Below are 26,084 nucleotides of genomic sequence, written 5' to 3'. Positions count from 1 at the left end.
ATAAAGTTATTTAAAAACAAACACTTGTACCAATAGGATAAAAGCAGGCTGCCCATATTTAAAAAAATAAATAAATATGGTATATTTTAATCATATAAAATTCTCGCTAAAGTTTATTTTTTTTATTTTTAAAAACAGGTCAACTATGAATGCATTAGTCTCCTTATTGTTCACATCAATTTTATTGATGTTTTCGTTGTTTTCTCAGGCACAAATCACATCATTTGGTGCGCCTTTGAGAGGTGTAAATCAAAGTGTTAATAATTTTGAATCTATTTATAACGTCCAAGTTGTGAGTGGTATGTCACTTGACAAAAGAGCACTATTGGGTGGTTCGGTCATTTCTTCTTCACAAGTTAATTTAGTTGCTCAGGTCTCTGGCGATGTATTAAGCATTGGCGGTCAAGAAGGTGATATGTTTAAACAAGGTTCAATTTTAGTCAAATTAGAACAAGAATCCATTCAAGCGCAAAGAGATTCAGCTTATGCTGAAATTGCCTCAGCCAATGAAGCACTTAGAAATGCGGGTGTTCAATATTCACAATCAATCGTATCCCCAAACTCAGGTGGTATGTTTGGTAGCGTACCAGGTATGTTTTCAATGTTTACTGATCCTATGCTAAAGATATCAGGCCAAGGTAATCCAGATTTTGACAAGTTTGCTAATAGAACCTCTAGATACACAAACTATCAGCAGGCTAAAAATAAACTCAAGCAAGCCGAATTACATTTAAAGCAAGTTGAAGCACGTTTAAAAGATGCCAATATTAGCGCACCATTTGATGGTGTGATTGTGGCTAAAAGTATTAGTAAGGGTGATGTTGTTCAGCCTGGTCAAATTTTATTAAAATTTGCCAATATTAAAAATCTTCAAGTTGAAGTAAATGTACCTTCAAGACTAGTCAGAAGTCTTAAACTTAACAAAACATACCGTATTAAATTGGACATTGCTAATATTGTGGTTAATGCCAAACTTTCACAAATTTATCCCATTGCAGATAATGCCAAACACAGTGTTAAAGTTAAGTTTGATTTGCCAGCTAATGTGCCAGTATTGTCAGGCGCATATGCAGAAGTAGAAATTTTTGAAACAGACTCTGGCGTATTAACACCCACCATTCCTGAAGTGGCTATTATGTGGCGTTCTTCACTGCCAAGTGTATTCGTTATTAATTCATCAACCAATAAAACAGAGTTAAGATTCATACGTTTAGGCGAACAAGTTGGTAAGGATAAGAAAAGTGTTTTATCAGGTTTGAAAATTGGTGAAAAAATTGTTGCCAATCCAAATATCTTAATGGTTTCAGGCATGAGTATTTAATTTAATTATGGCAAATAAAAATCACGCTGATCAAACAAAAATTGATGAGGCGTACAAAGAGTTTGAAAAAATTGATTATAAAGATTTTGAGTTAGGTATTGCTGGAAAGCTTACCAAAGCCTTCATTACTTCGCCATTATCCATTATCATATTCTTCGCTATGTTAGGTGCGGGTATTATTGGTTTAATTTCAACTCCAAGACAAGAAGATCCTCAAATTTCTGTGCCACTTATTGACTTATTTGTCGAGTATCCAGGCGCTTCTTCTGAGGAAGTGTCAAATATTATTGTTAAGCCTTTAGAGCGTTTAATATCAAATATTTTAGGCGTTAAGCATGTTTATTCTGTTAGTGATAAAAGTCAGGGTATTATTACTGTTGAGTTTGATGTGGGCCAGGAAATGAACGCCTCTATTATCAAAGTGCGTGACAAAATGTTAGCAAATCTTGATTTTATGCCACCAGGTGCTAAACAACCACTCATTAAGCCCAAAGAAATTGATGACGTACCAATTATCAATTTAACGCTGTGGTCAAAATCATTGGATGATGGGCAGTTGCGCTCATTGGGTTTGGAGTTGTTACAACAACTTGCCAAGGTTAAAGATACTAACAACGGTTTTATTGTTGGTGGGCGTAAGGAAATTTTTCATATTGATGCTTATCCAGGTCGTTTAGCTGGATATGGCATTTCTATTCAACAAATTGCCAGTACAGTTGGTAATGCTAATGTCAGGGGGCACACAGGTAATATTGAGCTAAATGGCTTTAAGATGGAGGTCTATGCAGGTGATTTTTTTAATAAAGTTGAAGATATTGAAAACTTAGTTATTACAGTCAGCGATGGTAAGCCAATTTATGTGCGTGATGTGGCTGATGTATATTATGCGCCAGAAGATGCTGAACACATGGTTAGCTATTACACAGGAAAAGCAAACAAAACAGGTAAAAAAGCGACTGGAGAACAAGCTGTAACCATTGCCATTGCAAAGAAATATGGTACTAATGGCGTAGAAGTAGCGCAAAATATTCTTGCTAAAGTTGAAGCGTTAAAGGGTAGATTAATTCCTGATAATGTAGAGGTTAGTGTCACTAGAAACTACGGAGAATCTGCAAAAAACAAAGTAAATGCTTTGATTAAAAAATTATTTATTGCCACAGGTGCAGTAACTGTACTTGTTTGGTTTGCTTTGGGTATTCGTCCAGCCATTGTTGTCACACTGGTTATTCCAGTTGTATTATTGATGACCATTTTTTCTGCATGGATGTTGGGTATGACCATTGATAGGGTGAGTTTATTTGCCCTGATTTTCTCAATTGGTATTTTGGTGGATGACGCCATTGTTGTTACCGAGAATATTTATAGGCGATGGTTGATTGATAATAAAATCACCATTGGTACTGCAATTGACGCAGTGCGTGAAGTCGGTAACCCAACAATTTTAGCAACCTTTACTGTGGTCGCGGCTTTAGTACCTATGGCGGCAGTTAGTGGCATGATGGGTCCATATATGGCACCAATTCCTGTATTAGGATCGGTTGCAATGATGTTTTCATTATTTGCAGCATTCGTTTTTACGCCTTATTTTATTATGGTGTTTGCACCACCTTTAAATGTGTTGCGAAAAATGCATAAAAAAGAAAAAAAAGAAGCAAAGATTATGTTTGCATTTTTTCATTCAACCATTTCTAAATTGTTCAACACAAAAATATATGGTTGGAGTTTCTTAATTGGATTAGTGGTTACTTTTTTTATATCAATGTCAATGTTTTACACTACTTCGGTTCCTGTAAAAATGTTGCCACTGGATAATAAGTCTGAATTTGGTGTGGTATTGGATATGCCTGATGGTACAGCACTAGCGAATACCGCTTCAACCTTGCATAAAATGGCACAAGTGTTGCGTAATATGCCAGAAGTGGTTGCCATTCAATCTTATTCAGGTACTGCCAAGCCTTTTGATTTTAACGGCTTGGTAAGGCATTATTATTTAAGACAAACCCCTTCAGAAGGTGAATTACAAATTCAGCTGGTTGAAAAGTCAGAACGTGACCGCTCTAGCCATGAGATTGCTTTAGAAGCAAGAACTTTGGTTAAGCAAATTGCGGAAGATGCAGGCGCTAATTATGCTATTGTTGAAATGCCACCAGGTCCCCCAGTGTTGCGCCCCGTAGTTGCTGAAGTATATGGTCCAGACAAAGAAACGCGTCGAAAACTTGCAAACGATTTGACAGAATTATTTAAAGAATCTGGCACAATGACAGATGTTGATAATCTAATGCGTGATAAATATCCTGTTATTGATTTTCAAGTGGATACAGCAAAAGCCTCTCGATTTGGTGTTAGTGTTATGACCATTAAAGAAACACTTTCTATGGCCATGGGTAGCTTTAATGTAGGTACAATTCGATTAAAAAATGCACTCGAACCTTCGCATATTTGTCTGCAAATACCGTTATCTAAACGCTCTCAATTGTCTTATTTAACTCAATTGCCTGTACCTTCACAACATGGCGGTATGATTCCAATTTCAGAGTTGGGTTCGTTTAGTTATAAAAAGCAAGATGACTTAATTTTCCACAAAGATTTAGCAGATGTTGAATATGTGTTGGGCGAGCCCAAAGGTCGCTTAAGCGCACCAATTTATGCAATGATGGGTGTGGATGACTTGCTACTTAAATACCAAACGATTGATGGCAAGCAATTACAAGGTGAATATCTAGGACCACCAACAGATCAAACCGTTCCAAGTTTTGAATGGACAGGTGAATGGACGATTACTTATGAGACTTTCCGTGATATGGGTAGTGCATTTGCTGTGGCACTGGTGGTAATTTATATGTTGGTTGTATGGCAGTTTGGTAACTTTATTATCCCAGCTGTTATTATGGCACCAATTCCATTAACATTGCTAGGTATTGTTCCGGGTCATTGGTTGTTAGGTGCAGAATTTACAGCTACTTCAATGATTGGTTGGATTGCACTGGCAGGTATTATTGTACGAAACTCTATTTTATTGGTTGACTTTACTGTTCAAGAATATGCCAAAGGTATGCCGTTTTTTGACGCAGTGATTAATTCATGCTCTTCACGTACACGACCTATTATGATTACTGCATTTGCATTGGTTGGTGGTTCTAGTGTTATCTTATCAGACCCCATTTTCCAAGGTATGGCAATTTCGTTATCATTCGGTGTGCTGATTTCTACTGTGCTTACTCTAATTGTAATCCCATTAGGTACTTTGTCTGCTGGTGAAGCTGCTTGTAGAAATATCGCAGTTAACATGGGGCTTCTTCCTGGTGATGCAGATGCAGATGCAAAATACAATGTTGAGAAACCAGTCAAAGTTAAAAAATCAAAATTTAAAAAAATAGGTAAAGATCCTAAGGAGTGGATAAAAATGGTTTTGGGTAAAAAAAATCAAGCCAAAGAAGCTAGCAGTAAAAAAATAGACACTAACAAATTGTTGAAGAAAGAAGATAAGAGCGATTTATGATTCGAAACGTTAAAATAATAATAGCAATGTTGCTATTATTATTTTTATTTAAGTCTGCTAGCGCTCTTTGGGGCCTCAGAACTTGTTAAATACTCTAATGCTCAATTTATAGATGGTGATCATACATTCACACCCTTTGTTGCACGAAAGAGAAAGATTATTAACAAAGAAAGAATGGTATCCAGAAAAGATGCTATAAATCATATTGCTTATTTGCCTGTCTAATTCCTACACCAATTGTGTCTTACTATCCAGTGTATATTCCTATCTTCATTCCTACTAATTTTTAACTTATTAATTCGCCTTTGACTTGTAAATCAGCATGGTAAGAAGAGCGCACCATGGGCCCACTAGCAACTTGAGCAAACCCTAATTTAAGTGCAATTTTTTTGTATTTATCAAATTGATTCGGATGAATATACGCTTCAACAGCTAAATGATGTTTGCTTGGCTGTAAGTATTGACCCAAGGTCAGCATATCTACATTGTGTTTGCGTAAGTCTTTTAACACATTAATCACTTGTTTTTCACTTTCACCCACCCCTAACATTAATCCTGATTTAGTAATGACAAACGGGTGTTGTTGTTTAAATTCTTTAAGCAGTCCCAATGAATACTCATAACTTGCACCAGGGCGGACTTTTGGGTATAGGCTTGGCACTGTTTCTAGATTATGATTAAACACATCAGGCGGGCAAGATTTAAAGACTTCAAGTGCTTTATCAATCCTACCTCTGAAGTCTGGTGTTAGAATTTCAATTTTCACTTTAGGAGTACTGAGCCTGATGCTATCAATACACATTTTAAAATGTTGAGCGCCACCATCACGTAAATCATCCCTATCTACTGAAGTGATTACCACATACTTAAGCTGCATTTTTTTAATGGTATCAGCCAAATGTTTAGGCTCATCTACATCAAGTGCTTTAGGCTTACCGTGAGCAACGTCACAAAATGGGCAGCGACGCGTGCAAATTTGCCCCATAATCATAAAAGTGGCCGTACCATGGTTAAAACACTCGCTCAAATTTGGGCATTGTGCCTCTTCACAAACTGTAAATAGCTTCTGTGATCGAAGTGTTTTTTTTAATTGGTCAACTTTTGGACCGGCAGCATGCTTAATGCGAATCCAACTTGGTTTTCTAATGGGTGCCCTGTCAGCATCGGGCTTAATTTTTAAACGTGCCACTTTAGATTTACCTTTTAGGCTTTTAATGTCTATTTCTTGCAACATGGTTAATAAGTATTTGGCTAAGTTTCTCAGCAACGGTATTTAAGGTATCGCTATTATCCGTTAAATCACAAAGTTGTGTTACTTTCAAGCCTTGATATCCACAAGGGTTAATTTGCATAAACGGAGACAAATCCATATCCACATTAAGACTCAAGCCATGATAAGTTCTTGATTGTTTAACTTTTAAGCCTAGTGCTGCAATTTTAGCATTATCAACATACACGCCCGGTGCGCCTAATTTTAGATGTGCTTTAATAGCGTGGGTTTTTACTAAATCAATGATTGAATTTTCAATGATTTCAATCATTTTTTTAACCCCAATACCAAGACGCTTAAGGTCAATTAAACAATAAATAACCACTTGACCAGGGCCATGATAAGTAATTTGTCCGCCACGATCAGTTTGAATAATAGGAATATCACTACTTGATAAAACATGTTCTGGTTTACTAGAAATACCTTGTGTGAATACAGGGTTGTGTTCTACAATCCACAGCTCATCTTGGGTGTTTTTATCACGAGCATTGGTAAATATTTTCATCTGTTCCCAAATGTTTAAATAATCTTGACGCCCTAGGTTGATAACACGCATAAAAATTTATAAAACATAAGACACTAGATGACAGTCTTGCAGATCTTGATTAATGGCATCCAGTTGAACTCTACTACTGGCAATAATACGAATAGTAAAAGACACATAACTGCCTTTAGAGCTGTGCTTTTTTGTTATTTGATTGGGGTTTAATTTGTCAGCATGGTGCTCAATAATACTGCAAATAGTACGCTGAAGTGCTTTGCAATCTTTACCAAGTACTTTAATAGGATAATCGCAAGGAAAATTAAACAGTGTTTCTGAAGTGGGATTAGTAGTAGTCATATCAAGTGATTTTATCTTTTGTTACTGTAAAATAGGGTCTGTTTTAATAATTTCAAGTATTCATGCGTCCAGAACAAGTCAGTAAAATTCTTAATGAAGAGTTAATATCAGTGATGCAAGGCCATCATACACCCGTTATGTTATGGGGTGCGCCAGGAATTGGCAAGTCCCAAATCATCTCTCAAGTGGCAACTAAGAATGGGGTTAATATTATTGATATTCGTTTATCACAAATGGAACCTAGTGACCTTCGTGGTATACCGTTTAAAAATGGAGATTTGGTTGACTGGTCAGTGCCTTCATTATTACCCGATTCAAAGCGTCATGGTAAGCAAGGTATTTTGTTTCTTGATGAAATTACTTCAGCACCACCAACTGTATCAGCAGCGGCTTATCAGCTTATTCTTGATCGTCGTTTGGGTGATTATATTGTGCCTAAGGGTTGGGTGATATTTGCTGCAGGTAATCGTCAAGGTGATCGGGGTGTTACTTATTCCATGCCTGCACCTTTGGCAAATCGCTTTTCGCATTTTGAGCTCGATGTTAACTTAGATGATTGGGTGACGTGGGCATATAAAAACAACATTGATGAACGTATTATTGGTTTTTTACGCTATCGTCCTGAGCATTTGTTTGAGTTTGATGTTAAATATAACCCAGTTGCCTTTCCCTCGCCAAGAACTTGGGAATTTGTACATCGGGCATTGAATAAATTTGGCACTGATTTGTCTTTATTTAGGCAAGCTGCTAGTGCTTGTGTTGGCGAAGTAGCAGGGGTTGAAATTACCACATTTGTTGAACATATGGCTGATTTGCCTGATCTTGATGCTATTATTAATGGCAAAAATGTCTCAATTCCCAAAGAGCTTGATTTGCAATATGCAATTTGTGCAGCACTAGCAGGTAGAGCAATCGGTGTTAAAGGCACTGATTGTGCTGAAAAAGTATGGGGCCATATTCTTAATTTTGCTAAAAATTTCCCCCAAAAAGAATTGGGTGTTATGCTGGTATCAGATATGCAACGTAGCATTGGTGGCGATATTTTTACCATCCCTGAATTTGCTGATTGGGCAAATAAAATTGCTGATGTTATATTTGATTAAAACTAATGATTAACCTTAATCAAAATAGCACCATTTTTACGCTCAGGGTTTAGAGTGTTTTTATGGCAGCAGGCTTGGCTAGTGTTGTTTCAATGCTGTTGTGGGATGTATTTTTTCACATGTCAATATTGACTAGTCACATTAATAGCACTATTTGGCATGCACATGAAATGATTTTTGCCTATACAATGGCGGTTATTGTGGGCTTTTTACTATTCGCCTTTGTTGCAATAACTTATCCTATTATTAAAATCAAACCAATGGCAGCACATTGGTGTTGTTGCTAAGTTATTGTTAATGACAATTGCACACAGCTTGTTTTATCTAGGCTTGTTGGGCATTGTTGAGCAGGGCGTGACTTGGGGCTTGTATTTGGGTTTTTACTTGGTATTGAGTCTTATTCTTATGATGATAAGAAGACTGATTCCTTTTTTTATTGAACGTGGATTAGGGCTTGATCATGAGTTAAAAAATTCTAAATTCTTAGATTTATCAAGCCTAATTTTATTGGTGATATTTATACCCATTGAAGTATTTTTTAACACGCCTATTAGTACTGTTCTTGCTTTAGCTTTACTGCTCATTCATAGTATCAGACTGATGTGCTGGTACCACCACGCTAAAATTTTGGACAAAATCTCTATTGTGGGGGCTTTATGTGGCTTACGGGTTTTGGATTTAAGAGTTTGTCTTATTTTATAACCTTGCCACCTAATTTAGACATTCACAGTTTAATTTTTGTATTATTGTCATTGTCCTTTGTATTTAGAGTTATTTTCCCAGTATTAAATATGACCTATTATCATGAATGGATTTTGATAGCACAAGCTTTATGGATTAGTGCTTTTATGGGGTTTTTACTTATTTGTATGCCACTGTTTTTTAAACCCAGAATTGATGGCCAATTTGGATAATGAAAATAGCTGATGAACTTTTAATCTTGACTAAAGAACATCACGTATCACTATCGTTAGCAAATAAGTGCGTTAACACGGTAAAATCAAACAATGCTTCTAATATTAAAGATTTGTGTTTAACAGATATCAAAAACATTTAAATCTACTTTTTCTGAGCATTTTGAAACAGAATAGCTAATAATTTTCATGCCTTTAAAATATAAATCAGACCCGCTTTTGAAATTATGCAACCAGTTGATTGATGAGCATCAACAGTTGTACCAATTGGCGCAAGATTTACCCAATCATCCAGAATACTTATTAACCTTTAGTAGCTTGTTAAAATCTCATTCTCGATTAGAAGACAGGCAGCTATTTCCAAGGATTGATTTATTATCAGACAGTGAAAAACTCACTATTATTAAATCAAGTTCATGTTATACACCCATGCTTAAAATATGAGCAAATCAGACTATCAATTTTGGCAAAACAGTAATATTGAACTTGAGCCGCAGGTAAGAGTTATTGGCGAAGATGTTGTGATTGAAAATAACATTGACAAGATTGACTTACAAGCAGTTGAGACAAAGCTAACTAAAGCACGCACACAACTTATTCTTGACAAACCTTTTCTGGGTAATTTAGTACTTCGACTACCGCTTAAAGCCGCTGGCTCTTGGTGTAGGACGAGTGCAACTGACGCTAAAAGTTTTTATTACAACCCAGGTTTTATTGACCAGCTTGATAATCATCAAGTTAAGTTTGTGCTTATTCATGAGGCTCTGCATTGTGCATTAACGCATTTTTCTCGCCGTGGCAATCGGCTTAAACATAAGTGGGATTTGGCTTGTGATTTTGCCATTAATCCGCTTTTGGTAAAAGAAGGATTTCATCCACCCCTTGATTTGCCTATTTTTCATAAATATCAAGGCATGATTGCAGAAGAAATTTACCCAATGATTGATGATAGTATTGATACTGAACCTATGGACCAGCATTTATATGATGACAATCCAAAAGATGATGCGAGTGAGTCTGATGGTGGATTACGCGAGGACGACTTACAAGATAATTCAGCAAAAGACAATGACAAAAACAATACAACTTCTTCTAGCTTGGCAGATAAGCCTAGCCCTTTAACACCAGATGAAATTCAACAATTAAGCAGCAAATGGCAAAAAAATCTTGCCTCAAGCGCACAACTTGCACAACGAGCAGGAAAATTAGACGGCGAATTTGTTAAATTAATTGATTTTTTCTTGCAACCTCAGTTTTCTTGGCAGTCTTTGTTATCGCAATATATGTCTAGTTTTGCACGTGACGATTTCTCCTATGCTAGGCCATCACGTCGTAGTGGCAATGCAATATTGCCATCACTTAGATCTAACCAAATTGATATGACTATTGCCATCGACACTTCTGGCTCAATCTCTAAAGATGAAATTGATGAGTTTGTAACAGAAATTAATGCCATTAAAAGCAACATACGCGCCTCAATTATATTAATTGCTTGTGATGAAAAAGTCAGTAAAGAACTAATATGGCATTTTGAAGCTTGGGGCGAGCTAACATTTCCAGTATCATTAGGTGGTGGCAAAGGTACTAACTTTAATCCTGTGTTTGATTATGTTAATGCGCAAGACACTGCTTCCAGTGTGCTAATTTATTTTACTGATGCCAAAGGTAGGTTTCCAGAATTTGAACCAAGCTATCCAGTCATGTGGCTTGTTAAAGGCAAGGAAAGTGTGCCGTGGGGTCATCGCATTCAATTAAATTAATCACATGAAAGACTTCACGCCATCTGAGTTAGAAACACATTTAAAACACAATCATCCATTAATGCTGGATGTTCGCGAACAATGGGAGTGGGACAAGTGTCATTTTGACAAGGCAAGATTACTGCCCATGGGGGAAATTATGACCAGCCTAGATAACCCCCCCTTGGATAAGTCAGAAGAAACGGTACTTATTTGCCACCATGGTATTCGTTCAATGCAAGCGGTGGCAACAGAATCTTCAAAATCAATAATAGTTGTCACTGCTGATTCTAATACTACGTCTTTAATGGTGTGAGTATCTTGATTAATCACAAGCTCAATGTGTAAGTTGTTATTATTTAATTAAAGCGTTTCCATCTTCTGTTATACCAATGTATGATTTCCATTGACCAGTGTAAATTCTAATTTGTTTTGTTGTATGTTGATGAATTTAAGCTGTGAATAAGAACCATCAGTCAAGGGTATTGTTTTATCTAAAAAGTCATTAGCCCACTGAACAACAGATTGAGCGCGAACTGGATTGTAACTAGAGCCAATAGCAGTTTTATCTTTATTAGCAATAACATTGCTAATAAAGCAATACATCATACAAACTTCCCTAGCGAACATTAATTGCAATTTCATCATCTACATTGTCCACCTGAATCGAAAAATCAGCAGGCTCAGGTAATAAATAGTCAATCTCTTGTAAGAATTGTTTATAGGTTGCAAAGTCAAAATTGGATTGATATTTAATATGCCACTGGTCAATTTTCTTTTGAAGGTTGTCACGTGTTTGCAATAATTGTATATTTGCATCTTGCATACTGTCAACAATATTAGTCAATGATGAAAAAAATCATCAGTTTTAATGCTCAAACCTGGCATTACTTCTTGGTCTATAAATTGATATAAATCTTGATTAATGCTTAAATTGCGAATGATTCGATATCTTCCTTAATGACAATGATACCATCTTGGTCGGCGTATAAATAAGCACCAGGTATAAAATCAACGTCCGAAAAACTGCCTTCCCCTACATTTTTTTTAACACTTTTAAAAGGGTGTGTTCCTAGTACGCGTATGCCAATTGGCATTGAACTAATCACTTCAGCATCCCTAATCCCTAATAAGACCATAAATAACAACACCTTCCCAGTGGTTATTAATGGTCTTGGTTGCTAATTGATCGTCAAGCATAGCACAATGTTTAGAGCCTCCAGCATCAACAACCAGTACTTTGTTTTCACCACTAGTACCCAGTATTTCCCTGACCAGTGAATTATCCTCAAAACATTTAACCGTTTCAACCTGTCCTGAAAAGCTTGTCAAAGCGTCATAAGTGTTATAAATTGGTTCTACGTATTGCATCTCAGAGTGTAATTTGTCTGATATGTCTGCTGTTGCTAGTTGCATCATTGTTTTATAGTGTAGATTTCAGACATTCTGTCTTCAGGTTTGCAAGGGTAATAACCCTTAGTATTTCCTTGTCTAAGACTGTTTTGTATTGTTTGCCAATAATTAACATCTAGTAATTTTTTATAATGCTGGTTAAATATTTGTCTGTTTTTATGATTAGAAAACATAAAAATTTTAAATTCTTCTAGAAACACATCATTTGGACCTACATAATACCAAGGTTCAGATGCCATTTCATCGTAATCATAAAAAACCACTCGATTTTGTCGAGTTACGCCGTATTTGTCTATATCGCGCTCATTCTTTTGACAAAATTCGTCACAATATTGACCAAGGCACTAGATTAGAGCTTAATCGGGGCGCTTCAGGGCGAATAATTTTGGCCTATGGTCAGCGTAAAAACGACCCCAGCGGCTTTTTTAAAAATATTCGTGATAAGGGTTATTATGTTTCAGTTAATGAACATAATATTTCTTTGTTTGCAATTTCAATACCAGTTATTGCTGATAATGGTCATTTTGTGGGGGCTTTACCGTATCTGGACCTATTAGTCGTTTTAGCGATATAAGGCAGAAAGAATTATTATCATTGCTAACCCAAATATGTGCGTAATATTCACATACCTTGAGCCTATAAAAGGCGCTGTCTATTTATCTCAAAGAGTGTCACTCCTGTGGCGACAGACACGTTTAAACTCTCCACCTTGCCTTGCATGGGAATTTTAGCCAATTGGTCACAAGATTGTTTGGTTAACCTTCTAAGCCCAGAGCCTTCAGCACCTATAATAATAGCACTTGGCGTGGTTAAGTCTATTTGATAAATGGAGGTATTGGTCGAGCCATCCAAGCCAATTACCCAAATATTTTGTTGTTGTAGTGCTTTAATGGTGCGAGATAAATTAGTTACTTGGAAAATTTTTAGTTGGTTCAGCGCACCTGCGGAAGTCTTGTGTACCAGTGCATTAATGGGTGCTGATCCATCTTTGTTAATGACCACACAATCAACCCCAGCTGCGTTGGCGCTACGCAAGCAAGCACCCAAATTTCTAGGGTCTTGAATAGAATCAAGTACTAAAATTAAACCAGTATTATCCAATTTAGACACATAAGAGATTAATTCGCCTTGGTTGGGCAGGGCGGGTAATAATATTTCAGCGGCAACGCCTTGGTGGGTTTGATGATTGCTTAATTTATCTAGTTGGATTTTGGCACACTGCTGAACACTAATGCTAAAATTGTTAAGCTCGGAGGTGAGGGTATTTAAGCGTTTATCACATCGTTTACTTAATGTAAAAACCTTAATAAAACATTCAGGATTGGACTCTAACTGTGCTTGAATAGCGTGAAAGCCAGTGATAATAATTGATTTTGACATCTATAGCTTACTGTCAAAAATTTCAACATAAGCCTCTTTCCTTAATTTTTTTATCCAGTCATTAAAATAGGTATTTTCTTTTTGACGTACTAATTTAGCTTTAAGTTCAAACAAGTCGTTATCAACACTACGCTTATCAATAATTTTAACAATTCTCCAAACTTGTCCTATTTTAAATGGTGGTGATAAACCACCTACTGAAAGGTCTTTTAAATTCTGTTTAAAAATTTCCGGCAATTTTAATAGATTAAGCCAATCAGATTCGCCACCATTTTTATAAGAAGCGTCCTGCGAGTGAAGTTTTGCTAAAGTAGAAAATGAATCACCTTTGTTAATTTTTTCGCTTAAGTCAATTAAGAAGTCTTTAATCAAACCATCTTTTGACCGCAACAATGAGTCTGCTTGATCAATAGAATTAACGGTGATTTGTGCAATTTTTATTTGTTGCTCTAACTTGTTTGAATGATTAGGGGTTTTAAGTAATTGCTTAGTTACTTCAGTCTCAGTAAGCTTAGTATCAAGATTTTCAACAATAAATTGTCTAAGACCTTCTAGCGATAAACTCTGTTTTACATGGTCAATAATTTCATCAAAATTAGGTAGAGACTGTAATTGCATTAAGCTTAAATCATTATTTGAGGCAATGTTGCTTAACATACTATTAATTGCATTTGCTTTTGGCGTAATGTTTAGTTGCTTAATTTTTTGTAATTGCAAAATTAAGTCTATTTTTTGATTGACCAAGGCTAATTTTTGTACTTTGGTATGGTTAGGTTTAATGTTAGCGCTAATTTGGTCAAAAGTGACCAAATCATCATTAACAATAGCAATAATACTGTTAGGTGTGGCAAATACATTCAATGAAAATGCACAGATTAGTAGTAAAGTTTTTTTCATTTTAAAAATCATCAAGGTTGGCTAAGTAATTAGGTACGTTTTCTTCTAGGCGTTTGTATAAGCTTGAAGAGGTAGTGGCCAATCCTTTGAGCACTAACTCAAACTTGGTCACATAATCATAGTCATTGCCACTAACATGTTCTTTAAAGTGTGCTAAACGCACCGCCCAACAGCAAGATTCATAAGTAATGCCTGTGGTTTCTTTGTTAGAAATTGAATCACTAATGGATCGATTAATGCCAGCAAACACATGTATTTTCTTCGTTAGTGGATAGGCGCCATATAATTCAGCTGATTTTTTGCCGTTATCATCATGATGCGCTAAAGTTAAAAACCTTCTAGGGTTTAGAATGTAGCTAACCGAACTATTGCGCTTACTTATTTTGTTGGTTTTTGGATTGTATTGCAATGAATTATTAAAAGAAAAGTCACGCATCGTTAAATTAGTCGACATGGTAATATCAGAATATTTTCTTTGACTAACTAAGGCGCCATTGCTGTTCATACCTATGTCATCAAATCGGTATGCTTGAGCCATTTTTAAACTTAAATAAGTATCACCCGTTTCTTCATCGATAAAATCTGATTCAAGGCCAAAGGTAAGATCGTTGGCACTGGCAATTCTATCAATACCTGTGAATTTTTGCCCTGAAAACAGACCTTCATATGAGTCATTTTTATCATCTGAATCAAAATTAGGCAGTGCGCTTTGGTCTTTTTTAGGTGTGTAATTGTAAGCCAGTCTTGGGGTTAGAGTTTGGGTTAAATTCGTACCAAATGAGGATATTTTCCTTTCTAAAAATAATTTAGAATCAAGGTTAAAACTAGCAATATTACGCTTTTGATTAGCAACATCATCCATTGTGTAATCGGTCATCGATAAATTCAAACTTGGGGTGAGCGAATAGTTATTAGTCCTTAATGAGCGGCTAAATTTTGCCTGTGCGTAAGTGCGCACTCCAGTTTTGTTGGCTGTGGTATTTGAGTTTTTGTGTGTAAATTTTGTACTAACCAATGATAAATTAACATGACGTCCACCTAAGCCTTTATAGCCTTTGTTAATAGATAATTCTGGTGCGCGCGTGTACGAGGCACTGCCATTATTAATAAGTTGCTCTGACTCAGAAAATAAAGACATTGTTAAATTTTGCTTTTGATCTTGGTAAGATAAATTAACATGAGATTGTAATTCTGAATCCGAAGTATTACTGTGCGCAATTTCTTTAAAATAATCCGAATCTGACACTCGATTGGTAACAATGCTTAAATCAGTTTTGGCATTAAGTGATAAGTCTAATTTTGAATTTAATAGCCAGCGCCTATTGTTGGTAATTTTATCTTTGTTTAAATAATGACCTTCAATTTCAAAATGCCCATCACCTAGATAGTTATTATTAGTAATAAGTTGACGATATTTGCCTTCAAGTACACTGCCACGACTTGACAGCTGGTTAAGTGTTAAAAGAAAATCGCGATCAGGAGCAATATTAAAGTAATAAGGAATTCTAACTTGGTAGTTGTTGTCCTTATTAACACCTGATTCATTGTAACTACCAAATGCCGGCGCTAAAAATCCAGAACCACGACCTTCCAATGCCCATTCATGATGGGGAGAATAAAAAATAGGCATCCCTAAAAACTCAATAATAACATTTTCTGCTACGCCCTTGTTTGTTGAAGAATTTAATGTGATTTTGTCAGCCTTCATTTGCCAGTCAGAATTACCAAGCGGGCATAAACTGTAGCTACCTGAGCTAAATACTTGCTTAGTGCCATCATTAGTCACAACTTGAGCACGACCATTTATCCTTGAATTAGGGTAATGAAATTTGACCTGATTTAGTGTTGTATGAGTTACTTCGCCTTGTTTTTCAACCACAGCCTTATCACCAATTAGCATAAGTTCGTTGTCTTGAAATTTAACATGGCCAGTTGAGCTAGATATTTTACTAGACTTGTTAATACTGATTTCGTCAGCACTTAGAAAATATGCGCTTGAATTTAGTGAAACATTGCCTTTTAAAAGATAATTACCGCCTTTAACAACTTCACTATAATCTGCTTGAACATCAAGATCTTTGGTTTTGTCTGAAAGGATTTGTTTCGGAAAAAGTAAGGCATTGTTTTGGCAGTTTAACACTAAGCTTTCGGCGCTAATAGTGCTAGATAGTAGGGTGAATAATGAATAAAGAGCTAATTGCTTTTTCATGATGGTTGTATATTTTCTCAAATTTTGCTATTTTAACATTAATATACCGCTTATTAATTACATAGGCTTGCTTTAGTTTGGGTAAAATAACTCCGATTTTCACTATAATTTGGACACACGTAAATAAAATGGCTTGGAATGACAACAACAATAAAAACCCTTGGGCTGGTAGTAATCAAACACCACCAGAATTAGAGGAAGTGATTAAAGACTTTAAAAATAAATTTGATGGCTTCTTTAATAATAAAAAATCATCAGGTGCTGGCACATCCAAAATACCCTCAAGTGGTGGCTTTAAATATATATTAATTTTGGTTCTATTAGTCTGGCTGTTGTCAGGTATTTATATTATCGATCCAGCTGAAAAAGGCGTTGTGCTACGCTTTGGTGCATTCCAAGAAGAAACTTCTCAAGGACCTCATTGGCACATCCCTTATCCGATTGAAACTTTAAATAGAGTTAATGTTGAACAAATTAGAACATCTGAAATTGGTTATCGTAATGTGATTAACGGCAATCGACGCTTTGGCGGTAATGTTTCATCCGAATCTTTAATGCTGACTAAAGATGAAAATATGATTGAAGCTAAGTTTGCGGTTCAATATAAAATCAATGATGTTCAAGCCTATTTATTTAATGTTGCCAATCCAGACATGACACTTCGCCACGTCTCTGAAAGTGCTATTCGACAAGTTGTTGGTCAAAATACTATGGACTACATCTTAACTGAGGGTCGAGTGAATATCGCTGATGATATTAAAGAAAAATCTCAAAGTTTACTCAACAGATATAAAACTGGCTTGTTGATAACAACCGTTAATATGCAAGATGCACAGCCACCAGAGCAGGTGCAATCTGCCTTTTCTGATGCAGTTAAAGCTCGTGAAGACAAACAACGTTTGATTAACGAAGCACAAACTTATGCCAATGATATTTTGCCAAAATCTCGCGGTAAAGCTGCGCGTATGCTTGAGGAGTCAAAGGCTTATAAATCTGAAGTGGTTTCTAAATCAGAAGGTGAGGCATCACGCTTTAAGCAAATTTTAGCCGAGTATGAAAAAGCACCTGAAGTTACTAGGGAACGTTTATATCGCGAAACCATGGAAAATGTACTGGCCTCTACCAGTAAGGTAGTGGTCGATTCTAAGGCTAATAGTATGATGTACTTGCCTATTGACAAACTGATTAATGCTAGACAAGCAAATACCCAAGTTACGACTACGACTCAAGAATCATCAATACGACAAAACAATCAAGGTGGTAATGTTAGAGACATTTTCCGCAATAGAGGAGGTAGATAATGCAAAAAATAGGTTTAGCAATAATTGCTGTTTTATTCTTAGTATTAAGTTCAACACTTTACACAGTTAACGAGACCCAAACCGTTATTAAATTACGTTTAGGTGAAATTGTCACTGTTGAGAAAGCTCCAGGCCTTAAATTCAAAATGCCATTTGTTAATAATATTGTAAAATTTGACAATCGTATTCAAACTTTGGATGCACCAGCCGAGCGGTTTTTAACAGGTGAGAAGAAAAACGTCATTGTTGATTCTTATGTTAAATGGCGCATTATTGATGCTGAGCAGTTCTACAAATCAACGGGTGGTAATATAGCAAGAACTAATAATCGTTTAACACAGATTATTAAAACTGGTCTTAAAAGTGAATTTTCAAAACGTACGATTGCTGATGTAGTTTCTGGCGAACGTAGTGAAATCATGTCCAATATTGTCAGGCTTGCTAAAAAAGACATTGCTCAATTTGGTATTGAAATTATTGACGTGCGTATTAAGCGAATTGATTTATCACAAGAGGTGTCTAATTCGGTTTATCGTCGTATGCAGGCAGAGCGCCAACGAGTGGCTAAAGAGTTTAGATCCAAAGGTGCAGAAGAGGCTGAAATCATCAGAGCGGCAGCTGACAAAAAACGTACCATTATTTTAGCAAATGCTTATCGTGATTCTGAGAAGATTCGAGGTGAGGGCGATGCGGTTAGTGCAAATAACTACGCACAAGCCTATAATAAGAACACAGATTTTTACGCTTTTTATCGTGCGCTAGAGTCATATAAAAAGTCATTTTCCAATCAAAACAATATTTTAGTACTCGATCCAAACACGGAATTTTTCCGTCACTTCAACCCGCCCATTAAATAATTAAAATGGGGGCATGGCAACTACCTGAAGGCATAGATGAATTCACTAACGATCAAGCATTAGTTTTTGAATCTCTGCGCCGTCGGCTTTTAGACTTATACGCTGATAAGGGTTTTGGTCTGGTCATTCCACCTATGGTGGAGCATGTTAATTCACTACTGCTAACCAGTGATGCTATTGATGAGAAAACCTTTAAATTATTAGATCCTATCAGTGGCAAGATGTTAGGTGTGCATGCTGATATCACCCCACAAATTGCACGCATTGATGCCAAACGTGGCAGTAATTCAGTTGAAAAATATTGTTATATCAATTCAATCCTAAAAACTAAGGCGGATGATTTTTACGCCTCGCGCTCTCCTATTCAAGCGGGTGCTGAATTATATGGATCAAATGAAATTAGTGCTGATGTTGAAGTGATTGAGCTAATGCAGGAAAGCTTAAGGTTATTATCAATTGATCCAATCGTACTTAGTTTGGGCAATGTTGCAATTTTTGATGCACTGATAGTACAAGAGGACATTTCAATACAGACTGTTGTACAATTACGAGCAATTTTTTCACACCGTTCAACCCCAGATTTATCAGTATTTTTAAACAATAATGCGCTTAAAAATGCTGATTTATTTATTCGTTTGATAAAACTAGAGGGGGGTTCGGATATTTTAAGCGAGGCATTGACAATATTTAGCCATCTTGATCAAGCCAAGGTAGCCATTGAAGATTTAATTGCCATTGATAAACAACTTAATGCCAAAGGTATTAAAGCCATTTTTGACCTTAGTGAATTGCAAGTTCATGAGTATCACACCGGCATTGTGTTTTCAGCTTATAACGAAAACTACTCTAAAGCATTGGCACAAGGTGGTCGTTATAATGGTATTGGCAAGTCTTTTGGCAAATCAAGAGCAGCCACTGGTTTTTCATTTGATTTGAAATTTTTATCTCAAAGTCATTTTTAGTAAATGACTTTGAGTAAATTTATTTTAAAAAACATTAGTATAGTTAGGAATTAGCATGTCAAAAAATGTAGTCATTATTGGCACCCAATGGGGTGATGAAGGCAAAGGCAAAGCGGTTGATTTAATCACAGATAAAGTAGCGAGCGTAGTGCGCTTTCAAGGCGGACACAACGCAGGTCATACCTTGGTAATTAATGGTAAAACAACGGTATTACACCTTATTCCTTCGGGTATTTTACGCAACCATGTCGAATGTTTAATTGGTCATGGTGTAGTGTTGTCAATGTCTGCTTTGTTAAAAGAAATGGCGGAGTTAAAAGCTGCTGATATTGATACAACAAAGCGCTTAAAAATTAGCCCAGGCTGTCCTTTAATTTTGCCATATCACATTGCACTTGATAATGCCCGTGAAGCAAAGCGTGGCAAGGCTGCGATTGGCACTACAGGCAATGGCATTGGTCCTGCTTATGAAGACAAAGTTGCCCGTCGTGGTTTGCGTGTTAGTGATTTATTAGACTCAGCCCTGTTTGCTTCAAAACTTAAAGAGGTGATGGAGTATCATAACTTTTCTCTGACTCATTACTATAATGCAGACCCTGTTGATTATCAAGCCACATTAGATGAAGCCTTATCTCAAGCAGAGCAAATCAAACATATGATTGTTGATGTAACAGAGCAAATTCATAAACACATTGCTAATGATGAAAACATACTATTTGAAGGCGCACAAGGTGCATTATTAGACATTGACCAAGGCACTTACCCATTTGTCACCTCCTCAAATACAACCTCTGGTGGTGCAGTCACTGGCTCAGGTGTTGGCGTAACAGATATTGATTATGTATTGGGCATTGTTAAAGCCTATACAACACGTGTGGGTGGCGGCCCATTCCCAACTGAGTTGATTTATGATGTTGAGCTTGATAAGGGCGATGAAATTGGTAAAGTGCTGGGTACGGTTGGCCATGAATTTGGCGCAACCACAGGTCGTCAACGCCGTTGTGGCTGGTTAGATATGGTAACGCTCAAACGCTCATTTAACTTAAATGCAGTGACGGGTATTTGCCTAACCAAGCTTGACGTGATGGATACCTTGGAAACAATCAAAATTTGCACAGCTTATGAAATTGATGGCGTTGAAACAATCACCCCTCCATTTTCTGCCGAAGGCTATGCTAGAGTCAAGCCAATCTATATTGAAATGCCCGGCTGGAAAACCTCAACCATTGGCACCGATTCGTTTGATTCATTGCCCGTTGAAGCGCAAAGCTACATTCGCAAAATTGAACAATTAGCCAATCTTCCAGTTGATATTTTATCCACTGGTCCAGACCGCGCACAAACCCTAATTTTAAACCATCCATTCGAGTAATTAAATGTCAGATCCCCATTATAAAAGAGAGTCAGAAAAATACGATAACCCAATTCCTTCAAGAGAGCATATCCTTAGTTTTTTTGAAAAAAAATCACATAAGTTACATGAATTATACGATTTGTTGGCCATTGACCACCATCAAAAAAAACCCTTAACGCACCGCCTTAAGGCCATGGTTCGTGACCAACAGCTAAATTGTGATCAGCGTGGCGTGTATCACAAGTTTAGTGCAAAAAGTGGGGTGATGACTGGTACAGTAATTGCCAATCCAAAAGGCTTTGGTTTTATTGCATTAGATGAAGGTGGTAAAGATTTAAGACTATCATCAAAGCAAATGCAATTGGTTTTTCATGGCGACCGAGTTAAAGCACGCTTGCTTAACCAGCGCGGTGATGCACAAATTGTTAAAGTTATCAAAAGTATTGAAACTGTAGTAGGGCGCCTACATCTTGAAAAAGAAGAAGCTTATGTTGTGGTTGACGATAAGCGTATTAAGCATAATATTAATATTTCAAATATTAATAAAGAACATCTTGATGAGCAAATTGTGATTGTTAAAATCACCAAGTCCCCAACTCTAGAAAGCCAAGCAGTGGGCGAAATTGTCCAAATTTTAGGCAGCTACATGGATGAAGGCGTAGAAACAGATTCCGCCCTTTATCGCAATGGCATTCCAGTTGATTTTTCACCCGAAGCACTTGTGCAAACCGATAAATTACCAAGCACAGTAACCGATAGCGATAAAAAAGGTCGAATTGACATCACTAAAATGAGATTAGTGACGATTGATGGTGAAGATTCTCGCGATTTTGACGATGCCGTTTACGCACAAGCCACCAGCAAAGGCTGGAAATTGGTTGTTGCTATTGCCGATGTATCACACTACGTAAAAGAAGGCTCAGACTTAGACAAAGATGCCACAGATCGTGGCAATTCGGTATATTTTCCACGCCGCGTTGTACCAATGTTACCTGAGGCTTTGTCAAACGGCCTATGTTCAATTAACCCTGATGTTGAGCGCTTGTGCATGACTTGTGAGATGAATATTGATACTCATGGCAAATTGTTGGATTATAAGTTTTATCCTGCCGTTATGTTCTCACACGCACGATTAACCTACACCAAGGTGAACCAAATTTTAGAACACCATGATGTCGACTTGACTCAACAGTACACATCAGTGATGGATAATTTAAACGCATTGTATGATTTATACAAAGCCCTTAAGCACGCCAGAATTAAGCGTGGGGTCATGGATTTTGATCGCATCGAATCACAAATTTTATTTAATGATAACGGCAAAATTGATAATATTGTTGCCCGCTCTCGCAACGATGCTCACAAGCTGATTGAAGAGTGCATGTTAATGGCCAATCAATCAAGTGCTAAATTTTTAAACCATCATAATGAGGACTTTTTATACCGAATTCATCCCAAACCCACGGCAGAAAAAGCAGAGGTCACTCGCCAATTTTTAACTGCCATTGGCTTAACACTTGAAGGTGGTGCGCAACCAGATTCTAAAGACTTTGCCAAAGTACTTGAAAGTGCCAAAGGCAGAGACGATGAAAACATCATTAAAACCGTTGTTTTACACACCATGAAACAAGCCGTTTACACTCCTGCCAACGAAGGACACTTTGGCTTGGCATTTGAAGACTACACCCATTTCACCTCACCCATCAGGCGTTATCCTGATCTTTTGGTACATCGCGCTATTAAACGCGTTTTAGACAAAAAGAGCAGAAAACCCAGCAAAAAAATGCCTGAAATTGGCGCGCACTTATCTATGACCGAACGCCGAGCAGACGACGCCTCACGCGATGTTGAACAATGGCTAAAATGTGAATACATGCGCGACAAAGTAGGCGATACCTTTAATGGTGTTATTTCTGGCGTTGCTGGTTTTGGTATCTTTATCGAGCTCACCGACGTATTTGTCGAAGGCATGATTGCCATGCGTGACATGAAAGATGACTATTATATTTTTGATGACATTCACCATCAACTCAAAGGCGAACGTACTGGCAAAGTTTATCAACTAGGCGATACCATTAAAATTCAAGTCGCTTCTGTTAATCTTGACGATAGACAGATGGTGTTTGTACCAGCTAAATAAGGTGCTATAATTTGTGCCTAGTAAAACGATTAAAAACTGAATCTTTGTAGTAATATTTTTTTCATTATAATATAGCATATTAGATAAAAAATAGTATTTTTATCTTAAATAGAGGTGAAAGCCATTATTTTTACATAGTTTTATTTTTAATAGAGTGTATAAGAGAATATGTCCTTATACTAATAGTAGCCGTACAGGAAAATATGAAATTACTTAGACACCTAACTGAAAATGAAGAGCGACCCGAAAGTTTTCCTTTTAGGCGGGAACTTTCAATGGAGTCATATTTAGTAGAAAACGAAGGCGTGTTAGCGTTAGATAAGGACACTTTTTCAGATGTTGCTATTATTCAAGAAGAACTTACTTTAAAGCAAAGTCGAACAAGTAAAGATACTGATGGAAGAATTGACATTCTTTTGACATATTCCAATGAATATATTGGCGTAGTTGAACTTAAACTTGGGGAGTTAAGCAATATACATTTAAAACAACTAGAAGATTATCTGCTTGGAAAAAATCAAATAATAGAGCAATTTCCTGATATTTTAGATAAAAACATTTCTCTAGATCCAAAATGGATTAGGCTTCTAGTTGGCTCAAGCATTAAGCCAGATTTAGCTGAGAAAATATCCCAAGGATTAACAGTGTCTGGTGTGCAAATGCAAATAGCAGCTCTGACAATTCAAAGATTTATGGGATTATCGGTGGCCCTCCTTGTCAAAGTTGGAATGAAGCAGGTGCATTAAGAGGAATTAAAGACCAAAGAGGAGAGGGCAATTGTTCTTTGAGTTCATTAGAATCTTAAGAGGTAAAAAACCTAAGTTTTTTTTTTAGCAGAAAATGTTTCTGGAATGTTGGCAATACGACATAAAGATGCATTAGAAAATATTAAAAAACTATTCAGTGAAAGCGGCTATAACTTATCTTTTTCTCTTTTAAATGCTGTTGATTATGGTGTTCCCCAAACAAGAAAAAGAGTGTTTTTTATTGGTATTAGAAAAGATTTGGATTTTAACTTTATATTCCCTAGCCCATTAAAGAATAAGCGGGTTTTAAACGATATAATTTCGGATATTCAAGAAAGCGTATTACCTGCAAAAGACAAACAAAAAACAAATAATGGTAATTGCTTATTGCCTAATCACGAATATATGATAGGAGGTTTTTCAACAATTTATATGTCTAGAAATAGAGTCAGAAGTTGGGATGAATCATCTTTCACTATTCAAGCAGGTGGTAGGCATGCACCACTACATCCACAGGCACCAAAAATGCAATTTATTCATCAAAATAAAAGGGTTTTTGTTGAAGGAAAAGAGAAGTTGTACAGAAGATTAAGTATTAGAGAGTGTGCAAGAATTCAAACTTTTCTAGATAATTATATATTTCATTATAGCAATTTAGCAGATGGCTATAAAATGGTAGGTAATGCAGTTCCTTGTAATTTAGCCTATTGTTTAGCAAAAACTATTAAGGAGCAACTATAAAAGCACATAACAAATCATTCCACCTGACCGTTTGTTCAGTAAATAATGCGTAAAGATATATTAAATTGGATACACAAGAAAAACGATAAGATATGGGGGCATACTTAGATTTATTTGAAAGTGGCCCAGTATCAAATGAGGAGTTTGAGCATATAGTTACAAATTCTGGAGATAATATTCTTCGGCATAGAAAATCACATTACAACCCTGTTAGAAAATGTCTCAATTCTATTTACAGTAAAAATAAATTTTCGTAATAAAAGGGACGCCTTGAATTCAACTTGCAAGTGCAATATTTTTGTTATATTCAGTTAAAACTTGTTTCATTACTTCCCTTATTCTCTAATTATTTTCAATTTTCCCAGTCAAAACTCGAAATTTCTTGTTATTTTTTAAATTTTCGAAATAAATTTCATTCATAACTTCTGCTTTCAGTGAATCTGTTAAATCAATGGCTAATTTTATGTCCGCTACCGCATCATCATGTTGCCCTAATTTGGCTTTTGCACAGGCTCTTTGCCAGTAAGCCAATGCATATTTATCGTTTATTTCTATAGCGCGGTTAGATAGAGATAGCGACCAAGTATCCTCATCGATATCTAGCAAAGTATCGGCTTTGTAGGTTAATGCCTCAATATCATCCGGGGTTAGATCTAAAATTTCATCAAAAATATTGATTTTTTCTTGTTCGCTTTTGGTAATGCCTGAGCGCACCCATAATGAATGAATCAGGTTGGTGTTGGCAATATCTTGTTGCGTGCTGATGATTTGTTCAGAGCGAACTCTGGCTTTGTCTTCTATTTCACTTAGTCTTTTTTCGTATTTTTTTGTTAAGTCTGATATTTGTTTTGAAGTGATGGTCTTAATATTATCTCTGACATCTTGTAATGAGCGCCATCCTAGTAGTACTAACAAGGTAGCAGCAATGGTGATGATGTAGAAAATATTAGTCGTGGTATCTGCTGTGTATCTAAGTGCCCTGTCAGAAACATCTAGCCTTGCGTTTGCGACTTTTTCAACAAAATCAACCCTTAATTGTTGTTGCTCTTGGCGCAATAGTTTAAGGTCATCCAATATATATCGCTCTATAAAAGGTTTGTATAGTGCTTTTGTAATGGGCGTTTCTGCTAAGGTCAAATTTTTATTATTTGTGTTTTCGGCTTGTGTAGGACTTAGAGTGTTTAAAGCTACAATAACCAGTATTAGAATGTATTTTTTCACTTGAGTTTTGAGCGTTTGTAAAGATGTCATTCTAACACTTTGTGAGCTTATAGTCCTATTTCTGCAAACAAATAAAAATAGGAAAAATCTAAAAAAGAAATAATTAACACTAAACTTTTTAACTGCTAATTTCTTTGATTTATGCGGATATTTCTGGTAGCCATTTTCTTAGCAAA

At 36.3% G+C, this 26,084-nt stretch carries 26 protein-coding genes and 2 pseudogenes; 16 read left to right on the top strand and 12 right to left on the bottom strand.

The features are described from left to right. Positions 1–145 precede the first annotated feature (145 nt). Positions 146–1,321 (top strand): efflux RND transporter periplasmic adaptor subunit, encoded by a 1,176-nt coding sequence (locus CVFO_RS06040; protein WP_201339176.1) that lies wholly within the window; start codon positions 146–148, stop codon positions 1,319–1,321. A 7-nt stretch (positions 1,322–1,328) separates the two neighbouring features. Continuing rightward, a complete protein-coding gene (locus CVFO_RS06035) occupies positions 1,329–4,820 on the top strand; it encodes an efflux RND transporter permease subunit (RefSeq protein WP_201339175.1) in 3,492 nt (1,163 codons plus the stop codon). A gap of 286 nt (positions 4,821–5,106) precedes the next feature. On the opposite strand, the gene lipA is transcribed toward CVFO_RS06035, so the two are convergent. From lipA to CVFO_RS06020, 3 genes are read right to left on the bottom strand one after another with little or no spacing between them, the layout of a single operon-like run. Then, a complete protein-coding gene (lipA, locus tag CVFO_RS06030; RefSeq protein ID WP_201339174.1) occupies positions 5,107–6,054 on the bottom strand; it encodes a lipoyl synthase in 948 nt (315 codons plus the stop codon). After that, entirely contained in the window at positions 6,032–6,646 is a 615-nt protein-coding gene (lipB, locus tag CVFO_RS06025) for a lipoyl(octanoyl) transferase LipB (protein ID WP_201339173.1), read from the bottom strand. The genes lipA and lipB overlap by 23 nt, the downstream gene beginning before the upstream one ends. Positions 6,647–6,652: 6 nt before the next feature. Then, on the bottom strand, positions 6,653–6,931 hold the full coding sequence (locus CVFO_RS06020; RefSeq protein WP_201339172.1) for a YbeD family protein: 279 nt from the start codon (positions 6,929–6,931) through the stop codon (positions 6,653–6,655). Positions 6,932–6,993: 62 nt separating this feature from the next. Here CVFO_RS06020 and CVFO_RS06015 point away from each other — a divergent pair, with 62 nt between their 5' ends. The 6 genes and pseudogenes from CVFO_RS06015 (at position 6,994) to CVFO_RS09035 (ending at position 11,003) form a co-directional block, all read left to right on the top strand. Beyond that, positions 6,994–8,034, top strand: coding sequence for an AAA family ATPase (locus CVFO_RS06015; protein WP_201339171.1), 1,041 nt, complete (start codon positions 6,994–6,996; stop codon positions 8,032–8,034). 62 nt (positions 8,035–8,096) lie between these two features. Then, positions 8,097–8,736, top strand: a pseudogene (locus CVFO_RS09520) (NnrS family protein). Then, positions 8,691–8,948: an NnrS family protein gene (locus CVFO_RS09515; RefSeq protein WP_225879233.1), complete on the top strand. Its 258-nt coding sequence runs from the start codon at positions 8,691–8,693 to the stop codon at positions 8,946–8,948. Before CVFO_RS09520 ends, CVFO_RS09515 begins: the two are co-directional and overlap by 46 nt. A gap of 189 nt (positions 8,949–9,137) precedes the next feature. After that, positions 9,138–9,392, top strand: a complete 255-nt coding sequence (locus CVFO_RS05995) for a hypothetical protein (protein WP_201339168.1) — start codon at positions 9,138–9,140, stop codon at positions 9,390–9,392. Further along, complete coding sequence (locus tag CVFO_RS05990; protein WP_201339167.1) at positions 9,389–10,708, top strand: vWA domain-containing protein; 1,320 nt, start codon at positions 9,389–9,391, stop codon at positions 10,706–10,708. Before CVFO_RS05995 ends, CVFO_RS05990 begins: the two co-directional genes overlap by 4 nt. A 4-nt stretch (positions 10,709–10,712) precedes the next feature. Continuing rightward, positions 10,713–11,003, top strand: a complete 291-nt coding sequence (locus tag CVFO_RS09035) for a rhodanese-like domain-containing protein (protein ID WP_201339166.1) — start codon at positions 10,713–10,715, stop codon at positions 11,001–11,003. 68 nt (positions 11,004–11,071) lie between these two features. On the opposite strand, the gene CVFO_RS05980 is transcribed toward CVFO_RS09035, so the two are convergent. From CVFO_RS05980 to CVFO_RS05965, 5 genes are all read right to left on the bottom strand, one after another. Further along, the gene (locus CVFO_RS05980; protein ID WP_201339165.1) at positions 11,072–11,335 is read right to left on the bottom strand and encodes a hypothetical protein; all 264 of its coding nucleotides are present in this window, start codon (positions 11,333–11,335) and stop codon (positions 11,072–11,074) included. Continuing rightward, positions 11,307–11,534 (bottom strand): hypothetical protein, encoded by a 228-nt coding sequence (locus CVFO_RS05975; protein WP_201339164.1) that lies wholly within the window; start codon positions 11,532–11,534, stop codon positions 11,307–11,309. Before CVFO_RS05975 ends, CVFO_RS05980 begins: the two co-directional genes overlap by 29 nt. A gap of 82 nt (positions 11,535–11,616) precedes the next feature. Continuing rightward, positions 11,617–11,826, bottom strand: a complete 210-nt coding sequence (locus tag CVFO_RS09150) for an RraA family protein (RefSeq protein WP_281064392.1) — start codon at positions 11,824–11,826, stop codon at positions 11,617–11,619. Continuing rightward, positions 11,807–12,106, bottom strand: a complete 300-nt coding sequence (locus tag CVFO_RS09145; protein ID WP_281064391.1) for an RraA family protein — start codon at positions 12,104–12,106, stop codon at positions 11,807–11,809. The genes CVFO_RS09150 and CVFO_RS09145 overlap by 20 nt, the downstream gene beginning before the upstream one ends. Further along, positions 12,103–12,339: an isocitrate dehydrogenase kinase/phosphatase-domain containing protein gene (locus CVFO_RS05965; protein WP_245394570.1), complete on the bottom strand. Its 237-nt coding sequence runs from the start codon at positions 12,337–12,339 to the stop codon at positions 12,103–12,105. Before CVFO_RS05965 ends, CVFO_RS09145 begins: the two co-directional genes overlap by 4 nt. Between CVFO_RS05965 and CVFO_RS05960 the strand changes: the two genes are divergently transcribed. After that, a complete protein-coding gene (locus CVFO_RS05960) occupies positions 12,333–12,674 on the top strand; it encodes an IclR family transcriptional regulator (protein WP_201339163.1) in 342 nt (113 codons plus the stop codon). The genes CVFO_RS05965 and CVFO_RS05960 overlap by 7 nt on opposite strands. 62 nt (positions 12,675–12,736) lie before the next feature. Here the strand turns inward: CVFO_RS05960 and rlmB are convergent, their stop codons facing one another. From rlmB to CVFO_RS05945, 3 genes are read right to left on the bottom strand one after another with little or no spacing between them, the layout of a single operon-like run. After that, entirely contained in the window at positions 12,737–13,480 is a 744-nt protein-coding gene (rlmB, locus tag CVFO_RS05955; protein WP_201339162.1) for a 23S rRNA (guanosine(2251)-2'-O)-methyltransferase RlmB, read from the bottom strand. Continuing rightward, on the bottom strand, positions 13,481–14,377 hold the full coding sequence (locus CVFO_RS05950; RefSeq protein WP_201339161.1) for a peptidylprolyl isomerase: 897 nt from the start codon (positions 14,375–14,377) through the stop codon (positions 13,481–13,483). 1 nt (position 14,378) lies between these two features. Then, positions 14,379–16,607 (bottom strand): LPS-assembly protein LptD, encoded by a 2,229-nt coding sequence (locus tag CVFO_RS05945; RefSeq protein ID WP_225879232.1) that lies wholly within the window; start codon positions 16,605–16,607, stop codon positions 14,379–14,381. Positions 16,608–16,714: 107 nt separating this feature from the next. Here CVFO_RS05945 and hflK point away from each other — a divergent pair, with 107 nt between their 5' ends. From hflK to CVFO_RS05910, 7 genes and pseudogenes are all read left to right on the top strand, one after another. Next, positions 16,715–17,887 (top strand): FtsH protease activity modulator HflK, encoded by a 1,173-nt coding sequence (gene hflK, locus CVFO_RS05940; protein WP_201339160.1) that lies wholly within the window; start codon positions 16,715–16,717, stop codon positions 17,885–17,887. After that, the gene (hflC, locus tag CVFO_RS05935; protein ID WP_201339159.1) at positions 17,887–18,744 is read left to right on the top strand and encodes a protease modulator HflC; all 858 of its coding nucleotides are present in this window, start codon (positions 17,887–17,889) and stop codon (positions 18,742–18,744) included. The genes hflK and hflC overlap by 1 nt, the downstream gene beginning before the upstream one ends. A gap of 5 nt (positions 18,745–18,749) precedes the next feature. Continuing rightward, a complete protein-coding gene (locus CVFO_RS05930) occupies positions 18,750–19,706 on the top strand; it encodes an ATP phosphoribosyltransferase regulatory subunit (RefSeq protein ID WP_201339158.1) in 957 nt (318 codons plus the stop codon). A 55-nt stretch (positions 19,707–19,761) separates the two neighbouring features. Then, complete coding sequence (locus CVFO_RS05925) at positions 19,762–21,078, top strand: adenylosuccinate synthase (RefSeq protein WP_201339157.1); 1,317 nt, start codon at positions 19,762–19,764, stop codon at positions 21,076–21,078. A gap of 4 nt (positions 21,079–21,082) precedes the next feature. Next, positions 21,083–23,200, top strand: coding sequence for a ribonuclease R (rnr, locus tag CVFO_RS05920; protein ID WP_201339156.1), 2,118 nt, complete (start codon positions 21,083–21,085; stop codon positions 23,198–23,200). Between the two features lie 275 nt (positions 23,201–23,475). Beyond that, positions 23,476–23,946, top strand: coding sequence for a hypothetical protein (locus CVFO_RS05915; protein WP_225879231.1), 471 nt, complete (start codon positions 23,476–23,478; stop codon positions 23,944–23,946). Next, a pseudogene (locus tag CVFO_RS05910) lies at positions 23,895–24,687 on the top strand (DNA cytosine methyltransferase); the annotation flags it as partial. The gene CVFO_RS05915 and the pseudogene CVFO_RS05910, both read left to right, overlap by 52 nt. A gap of 342 nt (positions 24,688–25,029) precedes the next feature. On the opposite strand, the gene CVFO_RS05905 reads toward CVFO_RS05910, so the two are convergent. After that, positions 25,030–25,938, bottom strand: coding sequence for a tetratricopeptide repeat protein (locus CVFO_RS05905; protein WP_225879230.1), 909 nt, complete (start codon positions 25,936–25,938; stop codon positions 25,030–25,032). Between the last annotated feature and the right edge of the window lie 146 nt (positions 25,939–26,084).

This window comes from Isorropodon fossajaponicum endosymbiont JTNG4, assembly GCF_016592615.1.
GTDB lineage: Bacteria > Pseudomonadota > Gammaproteobacteria > PS1 > Pseudothioglobaceae > Ruthia.
Note: the sequence above shows the minus strand (reverse complement) of the source record. Positions and strands in the feature narration are given on the sequence as shown.

Coding starts and splice junctions, on each gene's coding strand:
- CVFO_RS05980 (WP_201339165.1), bottom strand. CDS start 11,335: ATGATGAAATTGCAATTAATGTTCGCTAGGGAAGTTTGTATGATGTAT.
- CVFO_RS09515 (WP_225879233.1), top strand. CDS start 8,691: ATGTGGCTTACGGGTTTTGGATTTAAGAGTTTGTCTTATTTTATAACC.
- CVFO_RS05930 (WP_201339158.1), top strand. CDS start 18,750: ATGGGGGCATGGCAACTACCTGAAGGCATAGATGAATTCACTAACGAT.
- CVFO_RS05990 (WP_201339167.1), top strand. CDS start 9,389: ATGAGCAAATCAGACTATCAATTTTGGCAAAACAGTAATATTGAACTT.
- CVFO_RS05995 (WP_201339168.1), top strand. CDS start 9,138: ATGCCTTTAAAATATAAATCAGACCCGCTTTTGAAATTATGCAACCAG.
- CVFO_RS05965 (WP_245394570.1), bottom strand. CDS start 12,339: ATGGCATCTGAACCTTGGTATTATGTAGGTCCAAATGATGTGTTTCTA.
- CVFO_RS06020 (WP_201339172.1), bottom strand. CDS start 6,931: ATGACTACTACTAATCCCACTTCAGAAACACTGTTTAATTTTCCTTGC.
- CVFO_RS09150 (WP_281064392.1), bottom strand. CDS start 11,826: ATGGTCTTATTAGGGATTAGGGATGCTGAAGTGATTAGTTCAATGCCA.
- hflC (WP_201339159.1), top strand. CDS start 17,887: ATGCAAAAAATAGGTTTAGCAATAATTGCTGTTTTATTCTTAGTATTA.
- rlmB (WP_201339162.1), bottom strand. CDS start 13,480: ATGTCAAAATCAATTATTATCACTGGCTTTCACGCTATTCAAGCACAG.
- CVFO_RS05905 (WP_225879230.1), bottom strand. CDS start 25,938: ATGACATCTTTACAAACGCTCAAAACTCAAGTGAAAAAATACATTCTA.
- CVFO_RS09035 (WP_201339166.1), top strand. CDS start 10,713: ATGAAAGACTTCACGCCATCTGAGTTAGAAACACATTTAAAACACAAT.
- CVFO_RS06035 (WP_201339175.1), top strand. CDS start 1,329: ATGGCAAATAAAAATCACGCTGATCAAACAAAAATTGATGAGGCGTAC.
- CVFO_RS05925 (WP_201339157.1), top strand. CDS start 19,762: ATGTCAAAAAATGTAGTCATTATTGGCACCCAATGGGGTGATGAAGGC.
- lipA (WP_201339174.1), bottom strand. CDS start 6,054: ATGTTGCAAGAAATAGACATTAAAAGCCTAAAAGGTAAATCTAAAGTG.
- CVFO_RS05950 (WP_201339161.1), bottom strand. CDS start 14,377: ATGAAAAAAACTTTACTACTAATCTGTGCATTTTCATTGAATGTATTT.
- CVFO_RS05960 (WP_201339163.1), top strand. CDS start 12,333: ATGCCATTTCATCGTAATCATAAAAAACCACTCGATTTTGTCGAGTTA.
- hflK (WP_201339160.1), top strand. CDS start 16,715: ATGGCTTGGAATGACAACAACAATAAAAACCCTTGGGCTGGTAGTAAT.
- rnr (WP_201339156.1), top strand. CDS start 21,083: ATGTCAGATCCCCATTATAAAAGAGAGTCAGAAAAATACGATAACCCA.
- CVFO_RS05915 (WP_225879231.1), top strand. CDS start 23,476: ATGGAGTCATATTTAGTAGAAAACGAAGGCGTGTTAGCGTTAGATAAG.
- CVFO_RS06015 (WP_201339171.1), top strand. CDS start 6,994: ATGCGTCCAGAACAAGTCAGTAAAATTCTTAATGAAGAGTTAATATCA.
- CVFO_RS06040 (WP_201339176.1), top strand. CDS start 146: ATGAATGCATTAGTCTCCTTATTGTTCACATCAATTTTATTGATGTTT.
- CVFO_RS09145 (WP_281064391.1), bottom strand. CDS start 12,106: ATGATGCAACTAGCAACAGCAGACATATCAGACAAATTACACTCTGAG.
- lipB (WP_201339173.1), bottom strand. CDS start 6,646: ATGCGTGTTATCAACCTAGGGCGTCAAGATTATTTAAACATTTGGGAA.